Annotated in this window: 21 protein-coding genes, 1 tRNA gene and 1 pseudogene; 12 read left to right on the top strand and 11 right to left on the bottom strand. The window is 58.2% G+C overall.

Going from position 1 to position 25,903, the window contains the following annotated elements; genetic code table 11:
* Nucleotides 1-37: 37 nt before the first annotated feature.
* From AC4ANE_RS15495 to pgm, 5 genes are all read left to right on the top strand, one after another.
* The gene (locus AC4ANE_RS15495) at nucleotides 38-1,060 is read left to right on the top strand and encodes a zinc-dependent alcohol dehydrogenase family protein (RefSeq protein ID WP_002553329.1); all 1,023 of its coding nucleotides are present in this window, start codon (nucleotides 38-40) and stop codon (nucleotides 1,058-1,060) included.
* A gap of 601 nt (nucleotides 1,061-1,661) precedes the next feature.
* Nucleotides 1,662-3,164, top strand: coding sequence for a hypothetical protein (locus AC4ANE_RS15490; protein ID WP_002553330.1), 1,503 nt, complete (start codon nucleotides 1,662-1,664; stop codon nucleotides 3,162-3,164).
* Nucleotides 3,165-3,255: 91 nt separating this feature from the next.
* Nucleotides 3,256-4,662, top strand: coding sequence for an aminotransferase-like domain-containing protein (locus AC4ANE_RS15485; protein ID WP_002553331.1), 1,407 nt, complete (start codon nucleotides 3,256-3,258; stop codon nucleotides 4,660-4,662).
* A 105-nt stretch (nucleotides 4,663-4,767) separates the two neighbouring features.
* Nucleotides 4,768-7,095, top strand: coding sequence for an ATP-dependent DNA helicase (locus tag AC4ANE_RS15480; protein ID WP_002553332.1), 2,328 nt, complete (start codon nucleotides 4,768-4,770; stop codon nucleotides 7,093-7,095).
* Between the two features lie 115 nt (nucleotides 7,096-7,210).
* Nucleotides 7,211-8,857, top strand: a complete 1,647-nt coding sequence (pgm, locus tag AC4ANE_RS15475) for a phosphoglucomutase (alpha-D-glucose-1,6-bisphosphate-dependent) (protein WP_031594726.1) — start codon at nucleotides 7,211-7,213, stop codon at nucleotides 8,855-8,857.
* A 74-nt stretch (nucleotides 8,858-8,931) separates the two neighbouring features.
* On the opposite strand, the gene AC4ANE_RS15470 is transcribed toward pgm, so the two are convergent.
* Nucleotides 8,932-9,207, bottom strand: coding sequence for a peptidylprolyl isomerase (locus AC4ANE_RS15470; RefSeq protein ID WP_002553334.1), 276 nt, complete (start codon nucleotides 9,205-9,207; stop codon nucleotides 8,932-8,934).
* A gap of 123 nt (nucleotides 9,208-9,330) precedes the next feature.
* On the opposite strand from AC4ANE_RS15470, the gene AC4ANE_RS15465 reads away from it, so the two are divergent.
* Entirely contained in the window at nucleotides 9,331-10,500 is a 1,170-nt protein-coding gene (locus tag AC4ANE_RS15465; RefSeq protein WP_002553335.1) for a PilT/PilU family type 4a pilus ATPase, read from the top strand.
* A gap of 50 nt (nucleotides 10,501-10,550) precedes the next feature.
* On the opposite strand, the gene AC4ANE_RS15460 is transcribed toward AC4ANE_RS15465, so the two are convergent.
* The 7 genes from AC4ANE_RS15460 to AC4ANE_RS15430 form a co-directional block, all read right to left on the bottom strand.
* The gene (locus AC4ANE_RS15460) at nucleotides 10,551-12,128 is read right to left on the bottom strand and encodes an ABC transporter ATP-binding protein (protein WP_031594725.1); all 1,578 of its coding nucleotides are present in this window, start codon (nucleotides 12,126-12,128) and stop codon (nucleotides 10,551-10,553) included.
* Between the two features lies 1 nt (nucleotide 12,129).
* Nucleotides 12,130-13,152, bottom strand: coding sequence for an ABC transporter permease (locus AC4ANE_RS15455; RefSeq protein ID WP_005732025.1), 1,023 nt, complete (start codon nucleotides 13,150-13,152; stop codon nucleotides 12,130-12,132).
* Nucleotides 13,152-14,216 (bottom strand): microcin C ABC transporter permease YejB, encoded by a 1,065-nt coding sequence (locus AC4ANE_RS15450; protein WP_002553338.1) that lies wholly within the window; start codon nucleotides 14,214-14,216, stop codon nucleotides 13,152-13,154. Before AC4ANE_RS15450 ends, AC4ANE_RS15455 begins: the two co-directional genes overlap by 1 nt.
* Nucleotides 14,217-16,085 (bottom strand): extracellular solute-binding protein, encoded by a 1,869-nt coding sequence (locus AC4ANE_RS15445; protein WP_002553339.1) that lies wholly within the window; start codon nucleotides 16,083-16,085, stop codon nucleotides 14,217-14,219.
* A gap of 224 nt (nucleotides 16,086-16,309) precedes the next feature.
* On the bottom strand, nucleotides 16,310-16,591 hold the full coding sequence (locus AC4ANE_RS15440; RefSeq protein ID WP_002553340.1) for a peptidylprolyl isomerase: 282 nt from the start codon (nucleotides 16,589-16,591) through the stop codon (nucleotides 16,310-16,312).
* Nucleotides 16,592-16,672: 81 nt separating this feature from the next.
* Nucleotides 16,673-17,755, bottom strand: coding sequence for a 3-deoxy-7-phosphoheptulonate synthase (locus AC4ANE_RS15435; protein WP_002553341.1), 1,083 nt, complete (start codon nucleotides 17,753-17,755; stop codon nucleotides 16,673-16,675).
* 702 nt (nucleotides 17,756-18,457) lie between these two features.
* The gene (locus tag AC4ANE_RS15430; protein WP_002553342.1) at nucleotides 18,458-18,694 is read right to left on the bottom strand and encodes a DNA-binding protein; all 237 of its coding nucleotides are present in this window, start codon (nucleotides 18,692-18,694) and stop codon (nucleotides 18,458-18,460) included.
* Nucleotides 18,695-18,775: 81 nt separating this feature from the next.
* On the opposite strand from AC4ANE_RS15430, the pseudogene AC4ANE_RS15425 reads away from it, so the two are divergent.
* The 6 genes and pseudogenes from AC4ANE_RS15425 (at nucleotide 18,776) to AC4ANE_RS15400 (ending at nucleotide 22,750) form a co-directional block, all read left to right on the top strand.
* A pseudogene (locus AC4ANE_RS15425) lies at nucleotides 18,776-19,110 on the top strand (helix-turn-helix domain-containing protein).
* Between the two features lie 173 nt (nucleotides 19,111-19,283).
* On the top strand, nucleotides 19,284-19,928 hold the full coding sequence (gacA, locus tag AC4ANE_RS15420; protein ID WP_002553344.1) for a response regulator transcription factor GacA: 645 nt from the start codon (nucleotides 19,284-19,286) through the stop codon (nucleotides 19,926-19,928).
* A gap of 2 nt (nucleotides 19,929-19,930) precedes the next feature.
* Nucleotides 19,931-21,754 carry an excinuclease ABC subunit UvrC gene (gene uvrC, locus AC4ANE_RS15415; RefSeq protein ID WP_002553345.1) on the top strand — a complete coding sequence of 608 codons (1,824 nt, stop codon included), beginning with the start codon at nucleotides 19,931-19,933 and terminating at the stop codon, nucleotides 21,752-21,754.
* 32 nt (nucleotides 21,755-21,786) lie between these two features.
* A complete protein-coding gene (gene pgsA / locus AC4ANE_RS15410; RefSeq protein ID WP_002553346.1) occupies nucleotides 21,787-22,347 on the top strand; it encodes a CDP-diacylglycerol--glycerol-3-phosphate 3-phosphatidyltransferase in 561 nt (186 codons plus the stop codon).
* Between the two features lie 66 nt (nucleotides 22,348-22,413).
* Nucleotides 22,414-22,489: transfer RNA gene (locus tag AC4ANE_RS15405), tRNA-Gly, on the top strand.
* 117 nt (nucleotides 22,490-22,606) lie between these two features.
* Entirely contained in the window at nucleotides 22,607-22,750 is a 144-nt protein-coding gene (locus AC4ANE_RS15400; protein ID WP_162234010.1) for a hypothetical protein, read from the top strand.
* Between the two features lie 222 nt (nucleotides 22,751-22,972).
* Here the strand turns inward: AC4ANE_RS15400 and AC4ANE_RS15395 are convergent, their stop codons facing one another.
* The 3 genes from AC4ANE_RS15395 to AC4ANE_RS15385 all read right to left on the bottom strand — a co-directional run bounded on the left by AC4ANE_RS15395 (nucleotide 22,973) and on the right by AC4ANE_RS15385 (nucleotide 25,799).
* Nucleotides 22,973-23,899, bottom strand: a complete 927-nt coding sequence (locus AC4ANE_RS15395; protein ID WP_002553349.1) for a sugar ABC transporter substrate-binding protein — start codon at nucleotides 23,897-23,899, stop codon at nucleotides 22,973-22,975.
* A gap of 92 nt (nucleotides 23,900-23,991) precedes the next feature.
* Nucleotides 23,992-24,780 (bottom strand): TIM barrel protein, encoded by a 789-nt coding sequence (locus tag AC4ANE_RS15390; RefSeq protein WP_031594724.1) that lies wholly within the window; start codon nucleotides 24,778-24,780, stop codon nucleotides 23,992-23,994.
* Nucleotides 24,777-25,799: a Gfo/Idh/MocA family oxidoreductase gene (locus AC4ANE_RS15385; protein WP_460408391.1), complete on the bottom strand. Its 1,023-nt coding sequence runs from the start codon at nucleotides 25,797-25,799 to the stop codon at nucleotides 24,777-24,779. Before AC4ANE_RS15385 ends, AC4ANE_RS15390 begins: the two co-directional genes overlap by 4 nt.
* Nucleotides 25,800-25,903: the final 104 nt, after the last annotated feature.

Below are 25,903 nucleotides of genomic sequence, written 5' to 3'. Positions count from 1 at the left end.
AGTTTGTGGCATCAAGGTTTACCAGGCGAGGTTCTAAATGTCCCGCACGATCCGTTTTCACCAGTTTGGCCCGGCCGAGGTGCTCAAGCTCGAAGAGCATCCTGTCGCGTCGCCTGTTACCGGCGAGGTGCAGGTGCGCGTCCAGGCCATCGGTGTCAGCTGGTACGACGTTCTCTGGCGACAAAATCTCGCGTCTACCCAGGCCCGGCTGCCTGCTGGCCTGGGTTATGAGATGGCTGGCGTGGTGACTGCGCTGGGCGACGGGGTCGACGATTTGCAAGTCGGCGACAAGGTCGCCAGCTTTCCGGCAGCCGATGCCAACCAGCACCCGGTCTATGGCGAAACCATCGTATTGCCGCGTCGGGCATTGACTCGCTACCCGGATGTGCTTTCGCCGGTCGAGGCCAGCGTGCATTACACACCTTATCTGGTGGCGTACTTTGCCTATGTTGACCTGGCGCGTATCAAGTCCGGGCAAACCGTGCTGGTCACCGACGCCAGCCACTGTTCCGGTCCTGCTTTCGTGCAGTTGGGCAAGGCGTTGGGTGCCCGGGTGATCGCCGCGACCAAGACTGAAGATGCCCGTGAGTATTTACAGTCTCTGGGTGCCGACAAGGTGGTGGTCACCGAAGAGCAGGACTTGTTGATGGCAATCAACAAGTACACCGAAAACCGTGGTGTCGATGCTGTTTTCGATGGCCTCGGTGGCCCGCAGATGTCGATCATGGGTGATGTGCTCGCGCCACGCGGCAGCCTTGTGTTGTATGGCCTGCAAGGCGGTAATCAGACGCCGTTCCCGGCCTGCGCTGCGTTCCAGAAGAACATTCAGTTCTACGTGCACTGCCTGGGCAATTTCACCGGCAAGCCTGAACTGGGTATTACTCAGGATGAGGCTGCACTGCAACGCGCCTTGCAGCAGATCAATCAAATGACCGCCGACAAGGTACTTGCGCCGTTGCAGACACGCAGCTTCCCGTTCGAGCAGGTGGTGCAGGCGCACCGTTACATGGATGTCTGCCCGATTGGCGGGCGTGCGGTGCTGGAAGTCGAGTCGGTCTGACTCGGCAGCTTTCAAGTTTAAGCGTGTTATCGAAAAAGCCTTCCGAATGGAAGGCTTTTTGCATTCTATTGTGAAATCCCTGCCATTAATTAAACGTCATTTGAATAACGCATCGTCGAGCCTGTGTGGGTGCGCTAACGGTGAGTGAGAATTAAAAAAAGATAACCACAACAGATAAGTTTACGTCAGGCTCAATTTGTTTATTCAGGTTTATTGGCTCTGTCAGTTAGCGTGATCCATAAATGTTATTTCCTACGAGCTTTGATGAAAACATGATTGAGCGCAAAGCCTGCCGGTCACTGGAGCGCCTTGAGCGGCCAGCCTTATGGCTGGCGGCATTGCGCCGTGGTGAGTCAGTCGCGCAGTATGCAAGTAATCGAGGTATTAAACAGTAAGTTTAGTGGCGGGGAGAACGTTCGGAAGGCTGTACTGTTTTTAAGCACAAACTGTGTCTTGTAATTGTGTTCGCGATATTGATAATGCGTCGGTAATTACCACTCAGGGAATGAGTCATGCTCGACTATAAACTTGGTTGTCAGCTTGATGTTCAATGTTCTGCCTGCACCGTGTCGCGTTTTGAGCGACAGGCAGGTGACACACAATGAGCTCTATCCACGAACAGGCAATGAATTACGTCTATCAGCAAGTATTGCAACGTTTGCTGGGGTATTTCACCCGTGCGGAACGCACGGCGTTGCAGTTGTTGATTCAGCGATTGATTGTCGCGGCTGGCGGGATCGAGCGAATTTCCGGTTTCAAGGTGCTGGTGGCGTTCGGCGGTGGCAAGGACAGTGCCTACACGCTGGCCTTTTTGCGCGCCGCCCAGTTGAGCATTGCCTGTCGATCGCCCGGTACGTTCAATTTGCGGGTCGCCAATCGACGCCACGCGGGAATGACACCCGCGGTGATGGATAACATCAACCGCACCTATTCAGCATTGTTTCTGTATGACGACCCGCGCGTCGAAACGCTGGTGATCGACAACCAGTACACCCAGGCCTTCGAGCCGGATCTGCCTTTTTCCAGCGCAGGGCGCGAGCAGAATCGCCTGGACATGCTGCTCGGTGGACATCTGTCCGCAGGTGACGCGCGCACCACGTTTTGCAATACCTGCTATCTGGGGCTGGCGGAATTTCTGGGGCGCGCGTTGAGCTGGGGTAACGGTGTCGATGCTGTGGTCAGCGGCGATTCACGCATGGAGCAGCGGCAGTACGCGACGTGGATCATGCGTCTGGCCCAGCGCACCGGGCAATACACGGGCAGTTGGGGCAACCAGACGCTGACTGGCGTACTCAAGGTCATCGACACGATCGGCCAAGCGTATTACCACGAACTGTACGGGGACGGCGAAGACAGCCCGCGGGCAAACCGATCCATAGCGGTCCCTGAAAAAGCCAACGCGCCAGCCTTTATCACCATCGCCGATCTGGTCAGTTGCAAGGCAGACGAGCACTGGAACCTGCTGACTGAATTCCTTGATTTCCGCTTCGATGATCTGTCGTTCAGCTTCAGTGAGTCCGATTGCGCCAACCCTTTGCTGATGGCTCATATGCGGGGCCTGACTGCGCAGTACCTGCAAGAGCGAAATTATGCCGACGGGATAGCCGAATACCTTGAGCTGGCAACATCGCTGATGCGCAGAAAGCAGATGCCGCCACGATTGATCGATCAGGCGCTCAGCGCTTATGCCGGGCGGGCGCGAATCGAGACGCGTCGCGAGCTGGCCTCAGGCTTCGCTCAGGAGGGGTTTGGCCTGAAAGAGACTCAACTGGTCTGCATGCTGTTCTCGCCATTCGTCAATCAGGGCGATGGCCTTGAATCATTTCTGCGCCGCTGCCATCCCGGCATGCTGGTGGCACTGCCGGATCTGCACAAGGTGCTCTCGGGCTCGACGGCCCCGGATCAAGTGATGCAGTGGCTGGTGGATATCAGCGGTCTGAGCCTCCAATCGCTGCAAAACCTTTACGGCAAACAACGGGTGAACTTCGATGACCCGCATTCGATCATCGCCAGAATTCGCGCTGCCGATCCTGACAAACGCCGAATCATGACCGTTGACCCGGCGACCGGTCAGGCAGTGGTCGAGATGCTTTCCGGGCGCTGAACCAGTTTCGGATCATGGCTGCTGTCGGCAACCGGCATCAGTCATGTCGCGACTTTCTAAAGCCTGGTCTGGCTGAGCGGCGGATACCTGGATGAAAAACAACATGGATTTCGCTTACCAGGCGGTTTACCGCTATCTGGTGCGGCTGGTTGACCAGCAACAAGGCGAGCTGGCGCTGAAGATGCCATCACTGCGACAGCTGGCGCAGCGACTGAGCGTATCTATATCCACGGTGCAAAGCGCCTATTCGCTACTGGAAAAGGAAGGGCGCGTCTATTCGCTTCCCAAGTCGGGCTATTACTCGGCACCGTGCAGCGGGAACAGGGCGGGGCGGGCATGTTCTGACAGCGATGGCGATCTGTTACACGTACTGTGCGATAACGCCAGTCGTCCGGGCATGTCGCTGCTGGGTTGCGATGAACCGACCCTTCTGCATGCACAGGAAAGTCCGCTACCGGCAATGGAGCGAGAACTGACTCGGCATTATCCGCGCCTGCGGGAGCCAGGTTTTCAGCCGCTCGGCGAGCCAGAGCTGCGCACCGCGTTGGCAGCCCGCTACACCCGTGATGCAGAACACTGCTGGCACGCTGACAATGTCTATATCGCTCCAGACCTGCATGGGGCGTTCAAGGCCGTTATCGAAACGTTGGGGCTGCGTGGCACTGTGGTGTTGGTGGAGTCGCCCTGCGCCTGGGCGTTGCTGCGCTTGCTGCAATCGTTCGACATTCGCGTTATCGAGCTGCCACTGCACGAGACCGGCAGCCTTGATCCTGCGCGACTCGATAACCTGTTGCGCGACAATGATATCGGGCTTGCCGTGTTGCCTTCTTTACTGAACCCGGTGCGAGGCAGCATGCGCCCTCCGGGTAACAGCGAGGCCGTTGCGCAAGCGTTAAATCGCCATCAAGTCTGGGTGCTGGAAAATGACAGCCATGCGGGTGTGCAATTTGCTTACGAGCAGATCCCTCTGCGCCACTGGGTTGACCCGCAGCGTCTGGTGATTATCGGCGCATTTGACAAGAGTCTTGGGCCTGAAGCCCCTTACGGCTATCTGCTGTGCAAAACCCTTGAGGTGCGCTGGCAGCAGTATTTTTGGCTGCGAGCATTCGAACTGCCGCCGATTCGTCAGCGAGCCATTGCCAGGCTGTGCAGCAGTGGTCGTCTGGACAGGCAACTGATGGCGTTGCGAGAAACCCTGGCCAGACGCATGCAGTCGATGACGAGGCAACTGGATGAACAGACGGTTGGAACGTTGCGTTATCAGGTACTCGAGGGCGGCTGCGGCGTCTGGGCCGAGAGCATGCATCCCGTAGACATGCGCCAGGTCTTCGACAGGCTGCTGGCCCAGCGCATCGTCATTACTCCCGGCGAACTGTTCAGTTTGCAAAACCGCTATGGGCAGCATTTATGGGTCAGCTACGCCATCGACTGGAGTCAGGATCCGGCCGCGCGCCTGGCCGCGTTGGGAGAAGCGTTAACGCAGGCGCGTCTGCACTAGGCACTGACATCGCAAGCCGTCGATCCATTTATGTTTGCCAGACGTGATTCAAGGCTGTTAACTGGACGCCTGTCCAGTATTCACAACCTACGGCTTCCCAGCGCAGTGACCCCGACCGCCCCTGTAAAACCCGACTCCGAGCCAGCCCTCATCAGTGACTCGCCTGCACGTTATGTCGTGGCCGTGCGCGCACTGTGCGAGTTCACCGCCAAGGTCGGCGATCTTGACCTGCGCTTCACACCATCACCCACGGCTCAGGAAGGGATTGCCGGACACCGCACGGTCGCGTCGCGTCGCGGTGCTGACTACCAGGCCGAGCTCTCATTGAGTGGTGACTATCGCGAGCTGACGGTAAGGGGCAGGGTGGACGGGTACGACGCCGGTCGCAATCAATTGGAAGAAGTGAAGACCTATCGCGGCGAGCTGGATGCGATGCCCGCCAACCATCGTCGATTGCACTGGGCACAGGTGAAGGTCTACGGCTGGCTGCTTTGCCAGCGTCTGCAACTTGAACAAGTGACGCTGGCACTGGTGTATTTCAACATTGTCAGCGAGCAGGAAACCCTGATTCGCGAGCCATTCAGTGCAACGACGCTGCAACAGTTCTTCGAGCAACAGTGCACGATATTCCTTGGCTGGGCGCAGCAACAGATGGCGCATACGCAGGCGCTGCACAAGACGCTGGGCAGCCTGAAGTTCCCTCACGCGTCCTTTCGAACCGGGCAACGGGTGCTGGCCGAGTCGGTGTACAAGGCGGTGAGCACCGGCTGTTGTCTGATGGCTCAGGCACCCACGGGCATCGGCAAGACGGTGGGCACGCTGTTTCCATTGCTCAAGGCGGCGCCCGGTCAGCAGCTTGACAAGATTTTCTTCCTCACCGCCAAGACTCCCGGGCGTCGGCTGGCACTGGATGCGCTTGAGGTCATCAATCACAGTGCGCCGGAGCTAAAGCTGCGGGTGTTGGAACTGGTGGCGCGGGACAAGGCCTGCGAGCATCTGGACAAGGCTTGTAACGGAGATTCCTGTCCACTGGCCAATGGCTTTTACGATCGTCTGCCAGCGGCCCGCGCCGCTGCACTTGAGTCGCCCTGGCTGAATCAGGCCAGCGTGCGCGAGGCCGCATTGCGGCATCAGGTCTGTCCGTATTACCTCAGCCAGGAACTGGCACACTGGGCTGATGTAGTAATCGCTGATTACAATTATTACTTCGACCTCAGTGCGCTGCTGTTCGGCCTCGGCCAGCTCAATCAGTGGCGCGTGGCGGTGCTGGTCGACGAAGCGCACAACATGGTCGAGCGGGCCCGGCAGATGTACAGCGCCAGTCTTGATCAGAGCCAGTTGAAAGCCCTGATCCAGACGTCGCCCGAACCCGTTAAAAAAGCCTTGCAGCGTCTCGACCGGCAATGGAATGCGCTGCACAAAGTGCAGCCCGCTGCCTATCAGGCGTATTCGGCGGCACCGGAAAAATTCATCGGCAGCCTGAACCAGTGCATCTCGACCATCGGTGATCATTTCAACGAGCACCCGCAGGCAGTGGATGGCACGTTGCAGGGTTTCTATCTGGAAGCCATCGGCTTTGCACGCATCGCCGAGCTGTTCGACGAGCATTTCATATTCGACATCACCCGGCGCGAGGCGGGCGGCAAGCGCATCCTGTCGCGCCTCAGCCTGCGTAACGTGGTTCCAGCACGCTTCATCCGTCCGCGCCTGACCGCTGCGCGCAGCACCGTGCTGTTTTCCGCAACGCTCAACCCGCGGCATTACTATGCGGACCTGCTCGGGCTGCCGGTCAACACAGCGTGGATCAATGTGGAATCACCGTTTAATCACGACCAACTCGACGTGCGGATTGTCAGCCGCATTTCCACCCGTTTCACTCATCGTCAGGCCTCGCTGGCACCGATTGTCGAGCTGATGGCGGAGCAGTTCGAAGCGCGGCCAGGTAACTACCTGGCGTTTTTCAGCAGTTTTGATTACCTGCAACAAGTGGCTGAACTGATGGCGCAGACTCATCCGCACATCACCCTCTGGCAGCAGGCGCGGGGCATGGGCGAGAGTGAGCGTCACGCGTTTCTCGACCGCTTTACCCTGAGCAGTCAGGGCATCGGTTTTGCCGTACTGGGCGGTGCCTTTGGTGAGGGCATCGACTTGCCGGGCGCACGGTTGATCGGCGCGTTCATCGCCACGCTGGGGCTGCCGCAGCTCAACCCGGTCAACGAGCAGTTCAAGCAGCGCATGGCCGCATTGTTCGGTGCTGGCTACGACTACACCTATCTTTACCCCGGCGTGCAAAAGGTGGTGCAGGCCGCTGGACGGGTGATCCGCAGCCAGAGTGATCGTGGCGTGGTGATGCTGATCGACGATCGTTTTGCCGAGCACAAGGTCAGGCAGCTGTTTCCGGCGTGGTGGCGGCCTGAAACGTCAACGGCTTAGGGATCGATACTCAAGCAGCGCTGTCGAACTGCCAGTAAACTGCCGCATCGATTATGTTTTTACCTGCAGCAAGTCTTTATTTTTTCTCTGTATTTCATTTCTTAGTGGAGGTTGTATGAGTCTCAGTCCTTTCGCCGGCAAGCTGGCACCTGCGCAGTTACTGGTCGATATTCCGAGACTGGTCACGGCTTACTACACCGGTCAACCTGATGCATCGGTACCTACTCAACGCGTTGCGTTCGGCACTTCCGGACACCGTGGCACGTCGTTCGATCTGGGCTTCAACGAATGGCACGTGTTGGCTATCAGCCAGGCGATCTGCCTGTACCGAAAGGCAAATGGTATCGACGGCCCTTTGTTCCTTGGGGCTGATACTCATGCGTTGTCCACGCCAGCCGCTGCCACCGCTCTTGAAGTGCTGGCCGCCAACGGCGTTGAGGTGATGATCTCGCAAGGCGATGAATACACGCCAACCCCTGCGGTGTCTCACGCCATTATCTGTTACAACCGTGGCCGTACTTCGGGGCTGGCTGATGGCATCGTCATCACGCCGTCGCACAACCCGCCGCAAAGCGGTGGCTTCAAGTACAACCCGCCCAATGGCGGCCCGGCTGACAGTGATATCACCAAGTGGATCGAGAACAAGGCCAACGAACTGCTGGCCGAGAAAGTCACTGGCGTTTCACGCATCAGCCATGAAAAAGCACTGCGTGCCGACACCACTCACCGCCATGACTACGTCAACACTTACGTAGCCGACCTGAAGAACGTCATTGATCTGGACGCTATTCGCGATTCGGGTCTGCGTCTCGGTGTCGACCCGCTGGGTGGGGCCGGGGTGAACTACTGGTCGGCGATTGGCGAGCATTACGGCCTGAACCTGGATGTGGTCAATAAGTTTGTCGATCCTACGTTCCGTTTCATGACCGTTGACTGGGACGGCCAGATTCGTATGGACCCGTCTTCCAGCCATGCCATGCAGAGCCTGATCGGTCTCAAGGACCGTTATCAAGTGGCATTTGCCTGTGACCCGGATCACGACCGCCACGGCATCGTGACCCCGAGCGGTGGCCTGATGACGCCCAACAGCTACTTGGCGGTATCCATCGACTACCTGTTCCAGAACCGTCCTGAGTGGCGCGCCGATGCGGCAGTCGGCAAGACTGTGGTCAGCAGCGGCATGATTGATCGTGTGGCTGCGCGCCTGGGTCGACGCCTGTACGAAGTGCCGGTCGGCTTCAAGTATTTCGCGCAGGGCCTGTTCGAGGGTTCGTTGGGCTTTGGCGGTGAAGAAAGCGCCGGCGCCTCGTTCCTGCGCCGCGACGGTACTGTCTGGACCACCGACAAGGACGGTCTGATTCCTGCCTTGCTGGCTGCGGAAATCACTGCCCGTACCGGTCGTGACCCAAGCGAAACGTACAAGACCATGACCGACGAGCTGGGCGAGCCGTTCTCGACCCGCGTCGACGCCAAGGCCAACCCGCAACAGAAGGCGCTGCTGAGCAAGCTGTCGCCAGAGCAGGTGACTTCCACCGAGCTGGCGGGGGAGCCGATTCAGAAGGTGCTTAGCAACGCGCCAGGTAATGATCAGGCGTTCGGTGGCGTGAAAGTCATGACTGAAAACGGCTGGTTTGCGGCACGCCCTTCAGGCACCGAGGACATCTACAAGATCTACGCCGAGAGTTTTGTCAGCGAAGATCACCTCAAGCGCCTGGTGGCAGAAGCTCAAGTGCTGGTGGACGGGGCGATTTCGCCGAAATAATCACTGCTTTCGTCAAGGCCCGAAAAACCTCGAACCTCAACCGGTTCGGGGTTTTTCAGCTTTTGACCTGTGGCTCAGTCGCGATAGAAGACCTGCACCAGGTGATAACCGAATTTGCTTTTGATCGGGCCGTGCACCACGCGTAGCGGCTTCTTGAAGATCACCTGATCGATGGCACCGACCATTTGCCCAGGCCTGACTTCGCCCAGATCACCGCCACGTTTGCCGGATGGGCAGCTAGAATGCTTTTTAGCCAGCACGTCAAACGCCTCACCCTTGGCAATGCGCAGCTTGAGCTGTTCGGCCTCTTCGGCGGTTTTCACCAGAATATGGCGGGCTTGGGCTTTCATGTCGCAATATCACCTGCTGCAAAAGGCTGCCATTATGCCTGCTCTTGCTGAGCGACGCCCGCGCGTCACGCGTGCCGTCATGACGGTCGTCGTCTTTTTACTTCATTTTGTACGGTATTGATTATGGATTTTCCGGCGCTGTTGAAGATTCTGGCCAGTCAGGACGGATCGGACCTGTATCTTTCCACCGGAGCGCCTCCGTGCGCCAAGTTCAACGGCGTGCTCAAGCCGCTGGGCAGTGAAACCCTCAAACCGGGCGAGGTGGCGGTGATTGCCCAGGGGCTGATGGACGAGGAGCAGAAGCTCGAATTCCTGCGCGAACTGGAGATGAACCTTGCTGTTTCGCTGGCGGGCATCGGCCGGTTCCGGATCAATATCTTCATGCAGCGTAACGAGGTGTCCATCGTCGCGCGGAATATCAAGCTGGATATTCCGCGTTTCGAGGACCTGTTCCTGCCGCCTGTACTGCTCGATGTGATCATGGAAAAGCACGGCCTGGTGTTGTTCGTCGGTGCCACCGGCTCGGGCAAATCGACCTCGTTGGCAGCGCTGATCGATTACCGCAACCGCAACGCCAGCGGCCATATCATCACCATTGAAGACCCGGTCGAATTCATCCATCGGCACAAGAAGTCCATCGTCAACCAGCGCGAGGTGGGGGTCGATACCCGCAGTTTCCGCGCGGCGCTGAAGAACACGTTGCGTCAGGCTCCGGATGTGATTCTGATCGGCGAAATTCGTGACCGCGAGACCATGGAGCATGCGCTGGCGTTTGCCGACACCGGCCACCTGGCGATCTCGACCCTGCATGCCAACAACGCCAATCAGGCGCTGGACCGGATCATCAACTTCTTCCCGGAAGAGCGTCGTGCGCAGTTGCTGCATGACCTGGGCAATAACCTCAAGGCGTTCGTGTCCCAGCGGCTGGTTAGAACCCCGGACGGCAAACGTCGCGCAGCGGTGGAGGTGATGATGGGCACGCCGACCATTCGCGACCTGATTCAGCGCAATGAACTGACCGAACTCAAGGGCATCATGGAGAAATCCGGCAGCCTCGGTATGCAGACCTTCGACACGGCGTTGTTCAATCTGGCCGTCGAGGGGGCGATCAGCGAGGAGGAAGCGCTGAAGAATGCCGACTCGCAGAACAACGTTCGTCTGCGCCTCAAACTGCACAGTGAAGGCGGAGTCGCCAGCCTGACGGCGCCGCCCCCGGCCCCGATCGGCAGCAGCACGGCAAGTACCGCCGAGTGGGGGCTGGTCGATGACGACGCGCCGGGGCCGCAGGCGTAAATCGGTGAAGCTCCTGCGCCCTCCGGGCAGAAGCTTCGTTGTGGACCAGATTATTCAGGGCGCGCAGCAGCCAGCAATTCCTGTGTATAGGGGTGCTGCGGTGATTCGAACACATCGTGGCTGGCACCGCGCTCGACAACCTTGCCGTCCTTTACCACGATGACATCATGGGCGAGCGCCTTGACCACCGCCAGGTCATGACTGATGAACAGGTACGTCAGGCCGTGCTTTTCCTGAAGCTCGCGCAGCAGTGCGACGATTTGTTTCTGCACGGTGCGGTCCAGCGCCGAGGTAGGCTCGTCGAGCAGAATCAGCGCTGGTTTCAGCACCAGCGCCCGCGCAATGGCGATACGCTGACGTTGACCGCCGGAAAACTCATGGGGGTAGCGATGCCGGCTCTGCGGATCGATGCCGACTTCTTCCAGTGCCCGAATGACCTCTGCATCGCATTTCGTCGGGTTGTACTGGCTGTGTACCTCCAGGCCCTCACTGATGATCTGCGCCACTGACATGCGCGGGCTGAGGCTGCCATAAGGGTCTTGAAAGACCACTTGCATCTCTTTGCGCCACGGGCGCATCTGTTTCTGGCTCAAGCCGTCCAGCGCCTGCCCGCGGAAGCGGATACCGCCGCGTGATTCCAGCAGGCGCAGGATCGCCTGGCCCAGTGTCGACTTGCCGGAACCCGATTCGCCGACGATGCCGAGGGTCTTGCCGCGCTCGATACTCAGGCTGATGTCATCCACCGCCTTGAGGTACTCCTTGTGCCGCCGCAGAATGCCGCCGGTCAGGGAGAACCAGACTTTCAGGTTATCGACCTGCAGAACCGTTTCCCGCGTGTCGCGTGGCAGCGGCTCGCCCGCAGGTTCGGCATCCAGCAGCAGGCGGCTGTAAGGATGCTGCGGCGATTTGAACAACGACTTGCAATCGGACTGCTCGACAATCTCGCCGGCACGCATGACGCAGACGCGCTGCGCCACGCTATGAACCAGATTGAGATCATGACTGATCAACAGCAGCGACATGTCCAGGCGCTGCTGCAGCTCCTTGAGCAGCAAGAGGATCTTGCGTTGCACGGTGACGTCCAGTGCAGTGGTCGGTTCGTCGGCAACCAGCAGTTCCGGCTCGCATGCCAGCGCCATGGCAATCATCACCCGCTGGCGTTGGCCTCCGGACAGTTCGTGCGGGTAGGCTTTCAGGCGTTTTTCCGGTTGCTGAATGCCGACCATTTCCAACAGTTCGACAATGCGCTTCTGCGCTTCACGGCCACTGATGCCGCGATGCAGCAGAAGCGTCTCGCCTATCTGTCGGGCCACGCTGTGCAGCGGGTTCAGCGAGGTCATCGGTTCCTGGAAAATCATGGCAATGCGGTTGCCACGCAGCTCGCGCAGGGTGCGCTGGTCGGCACCCACCAGTTGTTGACCCCGGTAGGTGATGCTGCCAGTGGTCAGCGTACCGTTGTGCGGCAGCAGTTGCAGGATCGAGTGCGCAGTGACGGACTTGCCGGAGCCGGATTCACCCACCAGCGCCAGGCATTCACCGCGGCGTACGTCCAGGCTCAGGTTGCTGACGACCTTTTGCCCGCTGAACGCAACGCTCAGGTCGCGAATTTCGATCAGGTTTTCCGGCATATCAGGACCTCGGGTCAAAGGCATCACGCAGCGCCTCGCCTATGAATACCAGCAGCGTCAAGATCAACGCGAGGGCAAAGAACGCTGTCAGGCCCAGCCAGGGCGCTTGCAGGTTCTGCTTGCCCTGGGCGATCAGTTCGCCCAGTGAAGCGCTGCCCGCTGGCATGCCGAAGCCCAGGAAATCCAGAGCGGTCAGGGTCGAAATGGCACCGGTGAGGATGAACGGCAGATAGCTCAGCGTCGCAGTCATCGCGTTGGGCAGGATATGACGCATGATTATCTTCCGGTCCCCCAGGCCCAGTGCACGCGCTGCCTTGACGTACTCCAGGTTGCGCCCACGGAGGAACTCGGCGCGCACGACATCAACCAGCGTCAGCCAGGAAAACAGCGCCATGATGCCCAGCAGCCACCAGAAATCGGGTTCGACGAAGCCTGACAGGATGATCAGCAGGTACAGCACCGGCAAGCCGGACCAGACCTCCAGCAGACGTTGACCGAGCAAGTCTACCCAGCCGCCGTAATAGCCTTGCAGCGCGCCAGCGGTGATGCCAATCAGCGCGCTGATGAAGGTCAGGACCAGCGCAAACAGGATCGACACCCGAGCGCCGAAAATGACCCGCGCCAGTACATCGCGCGCCTGATCATCGGTGCCGAGCCAGTTGTTCGCTGAGGGCGGGCTGGGGGCCGGGGTAGTCAATTCATAGTTGGGCGTGTCGTCACTGAACGGGACTGGCGGAAACAGCATCCAGCCGTCGCCCTTGGTGATCAACTGGCGCACGTAGTCACTGCGGTAATCCGGCTGGAAGGGCAGTTCGCCGCCAAATTGTTGCTCGGTGTAGCGCTTGAACACCGGAAAGTAGAGCGAGTGCTGGTAACTGACCATCAGTGGTTTGTCATTGGCGATCAGCTCACCGCCCAGAGTCAGTGCAAACAGTGCGCAGAACAGCCACAGCGACCACCAGCCCCGGCGATTGCTGCGAAAGCGCTCCAGACGGCGACGGGCCAGCGGCGAGAGGCTACGCATCATGCATTCCTCGCGCTGAAGTCGATTCGGGGGTCAACCAGCGTGTAGCAGACATCGCCAATCAGTTTTATCAGCAGGCCGAAGACGGTAAAGATGAACAGCGAGCCGAACACCACCGGATAATCCCGCGAAACGGCCGCTTCATAGCTCATGCGGCCCAGGCCATCCAGCGAGAAGATCACCTCGATCAGCAGCGAACCGGCAAAGAACACGCTGATGAACGCCTGCGGAATACCCGACACAACCAGCAGCATTGCATTGCGAAACACATGGCCATAGAGCACGCGCCGCTCGCTCATACCCTTGGCGCGGGCGGTAGTCACATACTGACGGGTTATTTCGTTGAGAAAGGAATGTTTGGTCAGCAGGGTCAGTGTGGCAAAACCGCCGATCACCAGCGCTGAAACAGGCAGCACCAAATGCCAGAAATAGTCAGCGATCTTGCCGACGGTGGTCAGTTGCTCGAAGTTGTCCGAGACCAGCCCGCGCACCGGAAACCAGTTCAGTGACGTGCCACCGCAGAACACCACCACCAGCAGCATGGCGAAAAGGAAGGCTGGCGTGGCGTAACCGATGATGATCGCGGTGCTGCTCCAGATATCGAACTGACTGCCATGTTTGACCGCTTTGCGAATACCCAGCGGGATGGATACCAGGTATGTCAGCAACGTCGCCCAGAGGCCCAATGATATGGAGACCGGCATTTTTTGCAGAATAAGGTCGGTGACCGTGGCACCGCGAAAGAAGCTGTTGCCGAAATCCAGTCGGGCGTAACTCTTCAGCATCAGCCAGAGCCGCTCATGCAAGGGCTTGTCGAAACCGTATTGATGTTCGATCTGTTTGATCAGTACCGGGTCCAGTCCTCGGGACGCTCGGGAGTGTCCGGCACCGGCCGATTCGCTCGCACCGGCGCCCACGGTCGCACCGCCAATTCCCTGCAAGCGCGCAATAGCCTGTTCGACAGGGCCGCCCGGCGCGGCCTGCACGATGAAAAAGTTGACCAGCAAAATGCACAGCAGAGTAGGGATGATCAGCAGCAGGCGACGCAAAATATAGCCGAGCATTCAGTGCATCTCCGAAACGATGGCTGAGGCACCGCGTTTTTCAGCGAACTGCTCATTGGTCAATGGCGTCGGGCTGATTTCCCACCATGTTTCGATGGCTTCATTGTTGCTGGCCTGGATTTTCGGAATGCCGAAACGGTTCCACCAGACGGTGGAGGAGCCTGGCGGGTAATAGTTGGGAATCCAGTAGTAGTTCCACTGTAGTACCCGGTCCAGGCAATGTGCATAGTCGGTCATGGCCTGCTTGTTGTCGGCCTTGAGCAGGCCTGCAATCAAGGTGTCGACGGCGGGGTCCTGAAGCGCCATGTAATTGCTGGAGCCTGGGTCCATCGCTACTTTCGAACCAAAGCTGTTGTACAGCTCGGCCCCGGGCGAGGTAGATACCGGGTAGCCGGTGACAATCATGTCGTAATCGCGGGCCATTACCCGGTTGAGGTATTGCGCGGAATCGATGCGACGAATATCAAAATGAATGCCGATCTGCGCCAGCGTGCGTTTATACGGCAGCAGCATCCGCTCGAAACCATTCTGTGCGTTGAGAAACGTAAAGCTGAAGGGTTCGCCCTGTGCGTTAACCAGTTGGTCGCCCTGCGGCGTCCAGCCAGCCTCTTTCATCAGCGCCAGTGCTTGCAGTTGCTTGTCGCGAATGAAGCCTGTGCCATCGGTTTTTGGTGCCTTGAACACGCTGTCGAACACCTGGTCAGGGACCCTGCCACGCAGCGGCTCAAGGATTTTCAGTTCGGCGGTAGTAGGCAATTCGCTGGCAGCCAGCTCCGAGTTGGAGAAGAAGCTGTCCTGGCGAATGTACATGTTGCGCATCATCTGCCGGTTGGTCCATTCGAAGTCCCAGAGCAACGACAGCGCCTGGCGCACGCGGCGGTCCTGAAACATCGGTCGGCTCAGGTTGAATACGAAGCCCTGTGAGCTTTGCACCGCGCCCTTGGCCAGTTGGGCCTTCTGCAAGCGACCGTCACTGAGTGCCGGGCCGTCATAGCGAATTGAATAGCCGGTCGCTGAAAACTCGCGGTTGTAGTCGTAGGCCCCGCCCTTGAGAACCGTGCGTGCCACGTCAATGTCGCCGAAATACTCGATGCTGAAGGTGTCGAAGTTGTACAGGCCTTTGCTGACCGGCAGGTCTTTGCCCCACCAGCCTGGGTCGCGTTGAAACGTGATGGTGCGCCCCGGGTCGACATGGCTGATGGTGTAAGGCCCGCTGCCCGGAGGAACTTCAAACCCCGCGCCACTGGCGAAGTCGCGGGATTTCCACCAGTGTTCGGGGAATACCGGCAGTGAAGCGAGGTCCAGGGGCAGGGTGCGGCTGTCGCTGTGCTTGAAGTCGAAACGGATCTGCAAGGGGGATTCGACTTCCAGGCCTTTGACCGCCTCAAACTGGGTCCGGTATTGCATGTTGCCTTGGGTCATCAGCAGTTCGTAGGTGTACTTGACGTCGTCGGCGGTAATCGGGGTGCCATCCGCGAAACGCGCCTTCGGGTTGAGGTAAAAGCGCAAGGAAAGGCCGTCTGCACCACGCTCCATTTTCTCGGCGACAAGTCCGTAGACCGTATAAGGCTCATCCATAGAGCGTATGGCCAGCGGGGCATAGAGCAGGCCATTGATCTGCGAAACCCCCATACCTTTGTCGGTAAACGGCATCAAGTGATCGAACTGACCTATTTCAATGGCCGAGCGGCGCATGCTGCCGCCTTTCGGGGCGTCCGGGTTCACATAATCGAAATGTTTGAAGTCGGCAAGGTAGCGCGGGGCCTCGCCGTAAACGGTCAGTGCGTGTTGTGGTGCTGCAGACAGCGATTGAACAACGCAAACGAAGGTCAGCGTGAAGGCGAGCAACGATGAAAAAACAAAACGCATGACTCGAATCCTGACTGACGTTCGCAAGCGAATGTCAGGGTTAAAGGCAACTGACTGTCAAGGTATGACGAAAATCCCGGCAGCGCTCAGGCATCTGCGTCGCGGTATCTTCTACAGACAAATGGTCGCTTCGCCAAGCCGCTGCGAGCAGGCAACGGTATTAACGGCCACCTGCAAAAACGGCCCATCCGAAGATGAGCCGTCTGGTACTCAGCGCAGCAGGATCAGTCCTGGCGGCTGGTCACTTCCAGCAGGTGGTAACCGAACTGGGTCTTTACCGGACCCTGAACGGTGTTCACTGGTGCACTGAACACGACGGTGTCGAATTCCTTGACCATCTGGCCTGGACCGAACGAACCCAGATCACCGCCCTGACGGCTGGATGGGCAGCTGGAATTGGCCTTGGCGATTTCAGCGAAATCAGCGCCGCCTTCGATCTGAGCCTTGAGTTCGTTGCATTTTTCTTCGCTCGAAACAAGGATGTGGCGGGCAGTGGCTTTAGCCATGGGGAATAATCTCCTGTGAAAAAAAAGAAACAGCCTACCGGATTCAGTACGGTATTTCCCGACAAAGTTCCTTCGCTCTGTTTATCTGTAACGCAGACGGTCAACCGCGCGACGCAATAGCTGTTCGGTGCCTTCCCAACCAAGGCAGCCATCGGTGACCGAAACGCCGTACTGCAGCGTCCCGCCCAATGCCTGGCAGCCGTCGAACAAGTGGCTCTCGATCATCATGCCGATCAGTGAGGTATTGCCGGCCAGGCGCTGTTCAAGAACATCGTTAAAGACGTGGGGCTGGCGTGACGGGTCCTTGCCACTGTTGGCGTGGCTGCAATCGACCATGATTCGCGATGGGATATTGTTTTTGGTCAGGCTGGCCTGCACCCGAGCGACACTCTGGCCATCGTAGTTGGGGCCGCTGTGGCCGCCGCGCAGCACAATGTGAGTGTCCGGATTGCCCTGCGTCTGGATGATTGCCGGATGACCGTGACCGTCCATGCCGAAGTGGCGATGCGGATGCGCCGCTGAACGCATTGCATCGCTGGCCACCGCGACGCCACCGTCAGTGCCATTCTTGAAGCCGACTGCCATGGGCAGCCCGCTGGCCATTTCCCGATGGATTTGCGACTCGGTGGTACGTGCGCCGATCGCGACCCAACTGAGCAGGTCATCGAAATAGCCCGCGGCCATGGGTTGCAGTATCTCGGTGGCAATCGGCAGGCCCATTTCCAGCATGTCACGCATCAATTGTCGCGACAGCGCCAGGCCTTCAGCCATATCGTCACTGCCGTCCAGATGGGGATCGTACGCCAGGCCTTTCCAGCCCACTGTCGTGCGCGGTTTTTCGACGTAGGCGCGCATCACCAGCAGCATCTGATCACTGACTTGCGCCGCAAGGCCGGCCAGTCGCTCGGCATATTCACGAGCAGATTGCGGGTCATGGATCGAGCAGGGGCCCACGATAACGAGCAGTCGCGAGTCTTCACCTTCAAGGATGGCGCGTACGGCGCGGCGATGGGCAGCAACCTGTTCGGTCAGCGCTGCATTCAGTGGCAGGCGCATTTTCAGTTCAAGCGTGCCGGGCAGGCGTTTCGAGGCGGGGCTGTTGTCTGCCAGAGCAACGGCATGGCTGGACAGGTCGGACGGCTTTACGGCAACGGACGAATTCATATTCTGGCTTCCTGGGCTGGCGGTGCAGTACCGCGCAGACCTACTGGGGTGTTCGACAAAGGGCCGTATTGGCCGGGCGTTTGTGGTTGCCACCTGGCAGTGACCGAACGGAGGCGGCAGGCTGTCCCGAACGGAGATGGCTAAATCGCCAGGCGAAGTCGATGTCGTTGCGGTAATAAGTGGCGTAGTTCATGTCTTAGTCCTCAATGTGCAGCGTGATATTTATGAAGGGTTGAAAATACCTGGCCCTGAAAAAACAAAACCCCCGGTCGGGAAGCCGACCGGGGGTAGAGAATTCTCTGGTTGGCGTCCCCTTGAAGTGGGCGCCGGATAGGTATCAGGCGCGCCAGTGGCTAAACCAATACCCATAATAAGAGTTGAGCTGAACAGGAGCATTCACCGAGGCAACCCGCACAGCCACAGCGCATGCACGGCAGAAAATGCCGGTAGCCGCTTGAAGCAGTGATGAAGTGGATTGCAGCATGCTGGGTCTCCGTTGATTGCTCCGAAGCTTACTTCAGGAGCGGCGGCGCATTCAATTGGAAAATTCAATCACCAGGATTATCGATGGCTACGAGCATTGACGTGGTGGTCCAGAGGGCGAGGGGTAAACCGCTCAACGGCTGATGACAGTTACCTGGCGGCAGGCTATGGTGCGGCCAGGCTTCTACATATTGCGCCTGCAGTCTCCGGCAGGATCAGCTACTCTTCACCCATTACTTCTTCCTGCGGGGTTTGCATGTTCGGGATGGTCCCGATCTTCATGCCCAGCAATACGGCTACCTTATGCGCTTCACCGCGCCTGCCTTTCTTGCGGCCCGCCAGCACCTGGTAAGTTGTCGCCGGATCAATGCTGTTTTCCCGAGCGAATTCCTGAACAGATTTTCCCTGTTGTTCGAGCCAGGCCTTGGCTTGTGCGGCGGTGCGTATTCCGGGCATAGTTCAAAACCGTTCAAATCTATTCAATTTTGCGGGATTCTAACATTCGTTAGAATGGCTTTAACAGGATAATAGATTCAAATGAGTGGAATCGGTTGTCGGCTGAGAAAAGAACGAGAGCGTCTGAGCATGTCTCAGCGTACCTTCGGTGAATAGGGGGAGTTGAGGCTAACGCCCAGGGAAAGTATGAAAATGGTGATCGCGCGCCCAAGGCCGATTACCTGGCTGCGGTGGCGGCCAAAGGTGTGGATGTGCTCTATGTGCTGACGGGAGCGCGCACGCCGGTGCCGATTGACAACCTCAGTGTGATCGAAGAAAAGATTCTGGGTAATTACCGGGTGTTGGGCAAAGATGATCAGGATGCGATCAGGCGTTTGACGACGACCATTGCCGAGCTTTCCGCTCCTGAAGGGTAAGCATTGCGAGGCGGACATGCAGCCTGCTTTCCTGCGGCCTGCGGGTTTTTTTCGTCGTTCTCGAAGCACCCACCGTCAAGCTGTCGAGAGTCTGAGTTCGCAGTGCTAGGTCTGACTCATTGTTTTTGTTATGGTGATTGGCATTCGTTATGACCGTTGCGCGAGGTGTCTGCTTGATTAAGGTGCTAGTTGTCGATGACCATGATCTTGTCCGGACAGGCATCACACGCATGCTGGCCGACATAGACGGTCTGCAGGTTGTCGGGCAGGCTGATTCCGGCGAGGAATCACTAAAGAAGGCGCGCGAGCTCAAGCCTGACGTTGTACTCATGGACGTCAAGATGCCGGGCATCGGTGGGCTGGAGGCGACGCGCAAGATGCTGCGCAGCCACCCTGATATCAAGGTCGTCGCAGTCACTGTCTGTGAAGAAGACCCGTTTCCGACCCGTTTGCTGCAGGCAGGTGCTGCCGGCTACATGACCAAGGGTGCGGGGCTTGCCGAAATGGTCCAGGCCATTCGCTTGGTGTTTGCCGGTCAGCGTTACATCAGCCCGCAGATTGCCCAGCAGCTGGCCTTGAAGTCGTTTCAGCCGCAGGTCAACAATTCGCCGTTCGATCTGCTTTCCGAGCGTGAAATTCAGATTGCCCTGATGATTGTCGGCTGCCAGAAAGTCCAGACCATCTCGGACAAGCTGTGCCTGTCACCGAAAACCGTTAATACCTACCGATACCGTATCTTTGAAAAGCTCTCGATCAGCAGTGATGTTGAACTGGCTTTGCTCGCTGTACGTCACGGCATGGTTGATGCCAGCGCCTGAACATGACCCAGACTTTCGATCCAAGTGCATTTCTCGCGACCTGTAGCGGTCGTCCCGGCGTCTACCGTATGTTCGACGCCGAAGCCACACTGCTTTACGTCGGCAAGGCCAAGAACCTCAAGAAGCGTCTTGCCAGCTATTTTCGCAAAACCGGACACGCGCCCAAGACCGGAGCGCTGGTGTCGCGCATCGCCCAGATTGAAACGACCATCACGGGCAACGAAACCGAAGCGTTGTTGCTGGAGCAGACCCTCATCAAGGAGTGGCGGCCGCCCTACAACATTTTGCTGCGTGACGATAAGTCCTATCCCTATGTGTTTCTGTCCGATGGTAACTACCCGCGACTGAGTATTCATCGGGGAGCCAAAAAGGCCAAGGGCCGTTATTTCGGGCCTTACCCGAGTGCCGGCGCGATTCGCGAGAGCCTTAGCCTGCTGCAGAAGACCTTTCAGGTGCGGCAGTGCGAGGACAGCTACTTCAAGAACCGCACGCGTCCTTGCCTGCAATATCAGATCAAACGTTGCAAAGGGCCGTGTGTCGGGCTGGTCGAGCCTGAGGTGTATGCCGAGGACGTACGTCACTCGGTGATGTTTCTCGAGGGACGCAGCAATGCCCTGAGTGACGAACTGAACGCCTCCATGGAAAAAGCCGCGATGGCGCTCGACTTCGAACGCGCAGCCGAGTTGCGCGATCAGGTCGCCTTGTTGCGCCGAGTCCAGGATCAGCAAAGCATGGACGGCGGTACCGGCGATGTCGATGTGGTCGCCGCGTTCGTCAACCCTGGCGGTGCCTGCGTGCACCTGATCAGCGTGCGGGGCGGGCGGGTGCTGGGCAGCAAGAACTTCTTCCCGCAGGTCGGCATAGAAGAGGAGGTCGGCGAAGTGATGTCGGCTTTCCTGGCTCAGTATTTTCTCGGCGGCGTTGATCGCGAGTTGCCCAGCGAAGTCATCGTTAACGTCGTCAACGATGACTTCCCGGCGTTGATTGATGCCATCGAGGAGCTTCGCGGTCGTGAAATGGTCATTAGCCATCGGGTGCGTGGCACTCGGGCTCGCTGGCAGCAAATGGCAGTCACCAATGCCGAACAGGCGCTGGCGGCGCGTCTGGCCAACCGTCAGCATGTCGCATCACGTTTCGACGCGCTGGCCAAGGTGCTCGGTCTCGAAGATCCGCCAATGCGCCTCGAATGCTACGACATCAGCCACTCCAGTGGTGAGGCGACCGTAGCGTCCTGTGTGGTGTTTGGGCCTGAAGGCCCGATCAAGTCCGATTACCGGCGTTTCAATATCGAAGGCGTAACGGCGGGCGACGACTATGCCGCCATGCACCAGGCGTTGACCCGACGTTACAGCCGCATCAAGGCCGGGGAGGGCAAGTTGCCGGATGTGCTGCTGGTGGACGGCGGCAAGGGCCAGATGTCCATGGCCCGTGATGTGCTCAATGAATTGCAGGTGCCTGATCTGATTCTGCTCGGTGTCGCCAAGGGCACCACGCGTAAGGCGGGCTTTGAAACCCTTTACTTGAACGACGCAGCACATGAATTCACGCTGCCCGGCGATTCTCCGGCGTTGCACCTTATTCAGCAGATTCGCGACGAGGCTCACCGCTTCGCAATCACCGGTCACCGCGCGCGGCGCGGCAAGACCCGGCGCACCTCGACCCTTGAAGGCGTTGCAGGTGTCGGGCCGACCCGGCGTCGTGACCTGCTCAAACATTTCGGCGGATTACAGGAATTGTCCCGTGCCAGCATCGATGAAATCGCAAAAGCACCTGGAATCAGTAAAAAGCTGGCAGAGTCGATTTATGCAAACCTGCACAGCGAGTAGAATGCCCGCTCACCTCGTAGCCAGTTGTGCCGATGAATATCCCTAATCTGATCACCGTACTACGCGTTTTATTGATTCCGATCTTCATTTTGCTGTTCTACATGCCTTATCACTGGAGCTACATGGCCGCCAGTGCAGTCTTTGCGTTCGCTGCGGCGACCGACTGGCTCGACGGGTATCTGGCCCGCCGTCTTGAACAAAGTACGCCTTTTGGCGCCTTTCTCGACCCGGTAGCAGACAAACTGATGGTGGCCGTGGCATTGGTGCTGCTGGTTCAGGCGCATGCCAATCTGTGGCTGACGCTGCCCGCAGCGGTGATCATCGGTCGCGAAATCGTGATTTCTGCACTCCGCGAGTGGATGGCGGAAATCGGCGCGCGTGCGCAGGTTGCCGTTTCCAATATGGGCAAATGGAAAACGGCGGCGCAAATGCTCGCGCTGGTTATTCTGCTGGGCAACCCGCCTGCGATCACGATCTGGGTGATTCTCGGCTACGCATTGCTGCTCGTTGCAGCGGGGTTGACCCTGTGGTCGATGGTGCAATACCTCAGAGCCGCTTGGCCGCACCTCAAGACTACGGCAGAAAAAAAATAAGTTTTTGAATCAAGAGCTTGACGCAGCTTTCTGAAACGCTAGAATAGCGCCCGTCATCAAGACAATGCGGGAATAGCTCAGTTGGTAGAGCACGACCTTGCCAAGGTCGGGGTCGCGAGTTCGAGTCTCGTTTCCCGCTCCAAATCTAAATCCATGTATGCCCAAGAGGCATATGGGATTAACAAAAAAGACGCTTAGGCGTCTTTTTTCGTTTTTGCGGTAAATATCCCGGGTTTACTTTCTTGTGATGTACTTCTGCTTGTCTGAAGCAGTTTTGGCGTCCGAAGCCATATTGCCGTCGCCACTTCAAGCAGTCGAAGGAACAGTAGACCGGCTGGAGGCCATTATCGGGCACCCGCTGCGCACCTACGAAGACTTCGGCAAGGAAGCCACTGTCGGTTGAATCGCCGGCAGGGCAGCCATCCTGCCGGGTAAGAAACCCGGCAGTCAGTGCTTTAGTAGTTCACCCAGGCGGCATCGTTATTGGCAGACTGTACCCAGCGCACACCTTCTACGCCAGTGTCGATACCCGGCTTGGCAGCCCATGCCATGCGTTGCCCCTGAACTTCGAAACTCATCTGGGCAGGGCGTTCATCCCTCCATTCGATACTCGCCTTCCCGACTACTATTTATAATGTTGCTCGAACACCGCTACCTGCTCCGGTGTAATGAGTTGAAAGGGCACCCAGACCTCGGCGTCGACCGGCTCGCCTTTGATCATTTTTATGGCCGATTGCAGAGCTGTGGTAGCTTGGGCCTTCGGGTCTTGAAACACCGAGGCTGCCAGCATTCCACGTTTGATTGCCGCCAGGCCATCAGGCAAGCCGTCAATGCCTACAATTGCAACTTCCCCCTTCGCTTTGCCAGCCTGTTGTAACGCCATGGCGGCGCCGATGGCCATCTCGTCGTTATTGGCCACGATGGCATCAAAGGTTCTGCCCGCCAGTAGCCAGTTACTGGTCAGGTCCATACCTTTGTTACGTTGCCATTCCGCTGTTTGCTGCTCGACGATCGTTATGCCCGGATAGTCCTTGAGCACCTGTTTGACGCCTTCGCTGCGGTCGTGTGTCGAGTTCTGCGCAAGGTCACCCATGATGAGCGCGATAGTACCTTTGCGTCCCATCTTTTCTGCCAGATAGCGCATCTGCAATTGTCCTGCCTCAATGTCGTTGGACGCCACGGTGGTAACGCCCTTGGGCAAGACGCGCTCATCCGGGTGACGGTTGACGTAGACAAGCGGCATCTTTGCCTCGACCGCTGCGCGGGTCATATTTGCCGTGGCGGCGGTGTCCACCGGCAAGACGATAACCGCATCCACTTTCTGGCTGAGAAAGCCCTGAACCTGATTGATCTGGCGAACGACATCGCCTTGAGCGTCCTCGAACTGGAGCTGCACATTCTCTTTTCGGGCAGCTTCTTCCAGGCCGCTGCGCACATAGGTCATGAAGTTATCGTCGACTCTGGCGATCGTGACGCCAATTCGGTAGCTCGCAGCAGCCCATTGGCTGGAAACCAGTAACAGCACGGCGATAAACAGTTTGCAGAAGGGCATGAGACGTTTCCTTTTGTTGTTATGTGTGACGTTCACCAAGACCTGTCATGAACGTTTCCAGCGCTTTTCACGAGAGCTTGCCAAGGTGTTCCTCAAGTCAGGGTGAAGGCTTTTTTGAAGCGTTCCAGTGCTGCTTCGCTGTTGCCACTGGCCCAGCCTTCAAGCCCGACGACACCCGTGTAGCCCATATCGAACAACGCTCTGGCGATGGCGGGATAATGAATTTCACCCGTACCAGGCTCTTGGCGACCTGGGACGTCGGCGACCTGGATTTCTCCTATGGCGCTGCCTGAGCGCTGGATGAGTTCGATCAGGTTTCCTTCGCCGATTTGCGCGTGATAAAGGTCCAGGTTCATTTTCAGGTGCGGGCTGCCCACGGCCTCGATCAGGGCCAATGTGTCTTCAGCGCGAGCGAACGGGGTGCCGGGGTGGTCGACCTCGGTATTCAGGTTTTCCAGCAAGAATACCCGGCCTGCCTCTTCGCCAAGGCGAGCGAGTTTTTCCAGCGTTTTGCAGGCACTCAGCCACATGCGTCCATTGACATGAGCCACCGGATTGACGGGCAGACCTTTGTCGTCAAGGCCCGTGCCATGCAGGTTCAGGCTCGGGCAATTGAGCCGGGCGGCAACCGCGAGGGATTCGCGTGCGCTGTCCAGCAGGTGCTGGATTGCGTCGGCATCGGTCAGATTGCCGTGGGTGTAGCCGGTCATAGAGGTGAAATTCGCCCCTATGGCAGCCAGCGCTGCGATGTCCTTATTGGCCCAGCTCCATATTTCGGCGCTGAAGCCCAGCTCGTGAATACGCCTGACACGCTCGGTGAAGGGTAAATCCAGGAACACCATCTCGGCGCTGACCGCTAATGTGAACGGTATGGAGCTCATGCGTCGACTCCTCGTGATACTGCTACCGGCCGGCCTTGCTGGAACGACTCGATGCAGGCGCGGGCAATGGCCAGCGCCGCTCGGGCATCTTCGCCACTGGCCAGGGGTTTGGCCCCGGTACGCAGGCAGTCGGCAAAATGATTGAGTTCGGCGATGTAGGCGTCACGCAGCAGGTCGGTGTCCAGTCGTTGGGAGTCGGCCTGTATGCTATTGGGCAGGTAACGGGTCAGATCAGATTCACTGACGTTGCCCATAGTCAACATGCCGGCACTGCCGAAGACCTCGCCCCGGACGTCGTAACCGTAGACCGCCTGAAAGCTGGCTTCAGCGGTGGCAATGGCACCGTTGTCGAAACGGATCATCACCACCGCTGTGTCCAGAAACCCATTGTTCTTGTAATCCGGTGCAATCAGCGCATCAGCCATGACGAACACGCTGACTGCCTCGGTACCGGGATTCAGGTAGCGCAAGGTATCGAAGTCATGAATCAGCGTTTCAAGAAAGATCACCCATTGCGGCGAGGCTGCCGGATTGTTCAGCGCAGGATCGCGGGTTAACGAGCGCAACAGTTGCGGTGTACCTATACGCCCCTCAACCACGTTCAGATGAGCCGTACGAAAGCTTTTGGCGAAGCGACGGTTGAAACCGACTTGCAAGGGCACGCCGGCATCGGCGGCCGCAGCGATAGCGCGGTCGGCTTCCTCGAGAGTGATCGCCATGGGTTTCTCGCAAAAAACGCCCTTGCCGGCCCGCGCCGCGCTGATGACCAATTCTGCGTGGCTGCGCGCGGGGGCAGCGATCAGCACGCCATCCAGGTCTGGGTCGTCCAGCAATTGCTGAGGGTCGGTGTAAACCCGATCTACCCCTAACTCTGCGGCCAGACGCGACGCCTGGCCCGGAGTGGGGTCGGCGATGGCGGCAAGGCAGGCACCGGGAATATGGTGGGCGGCGGTCTGGCCGTCGAAGCTGCCCATGCGACCGGCGCCAATCAGACCAAGGCGGAGAATTTTTTTGCTCATGAAATAACCCTTTTTAATTGTTGTTCGATTATTTCCCGGCCGTAAGCGCGCCGGGCAAAGGGGGAGAGCAAAGGCTATGCCATAACTTAACCTATTGATTTTAA

The sequence above is a fragment of the Pseudomonas sp. Pme6b genome (assembly GCF_058129925.1).
This window is presented reverse-complemented; position numbering and strand designations above follow the sequence as displayed.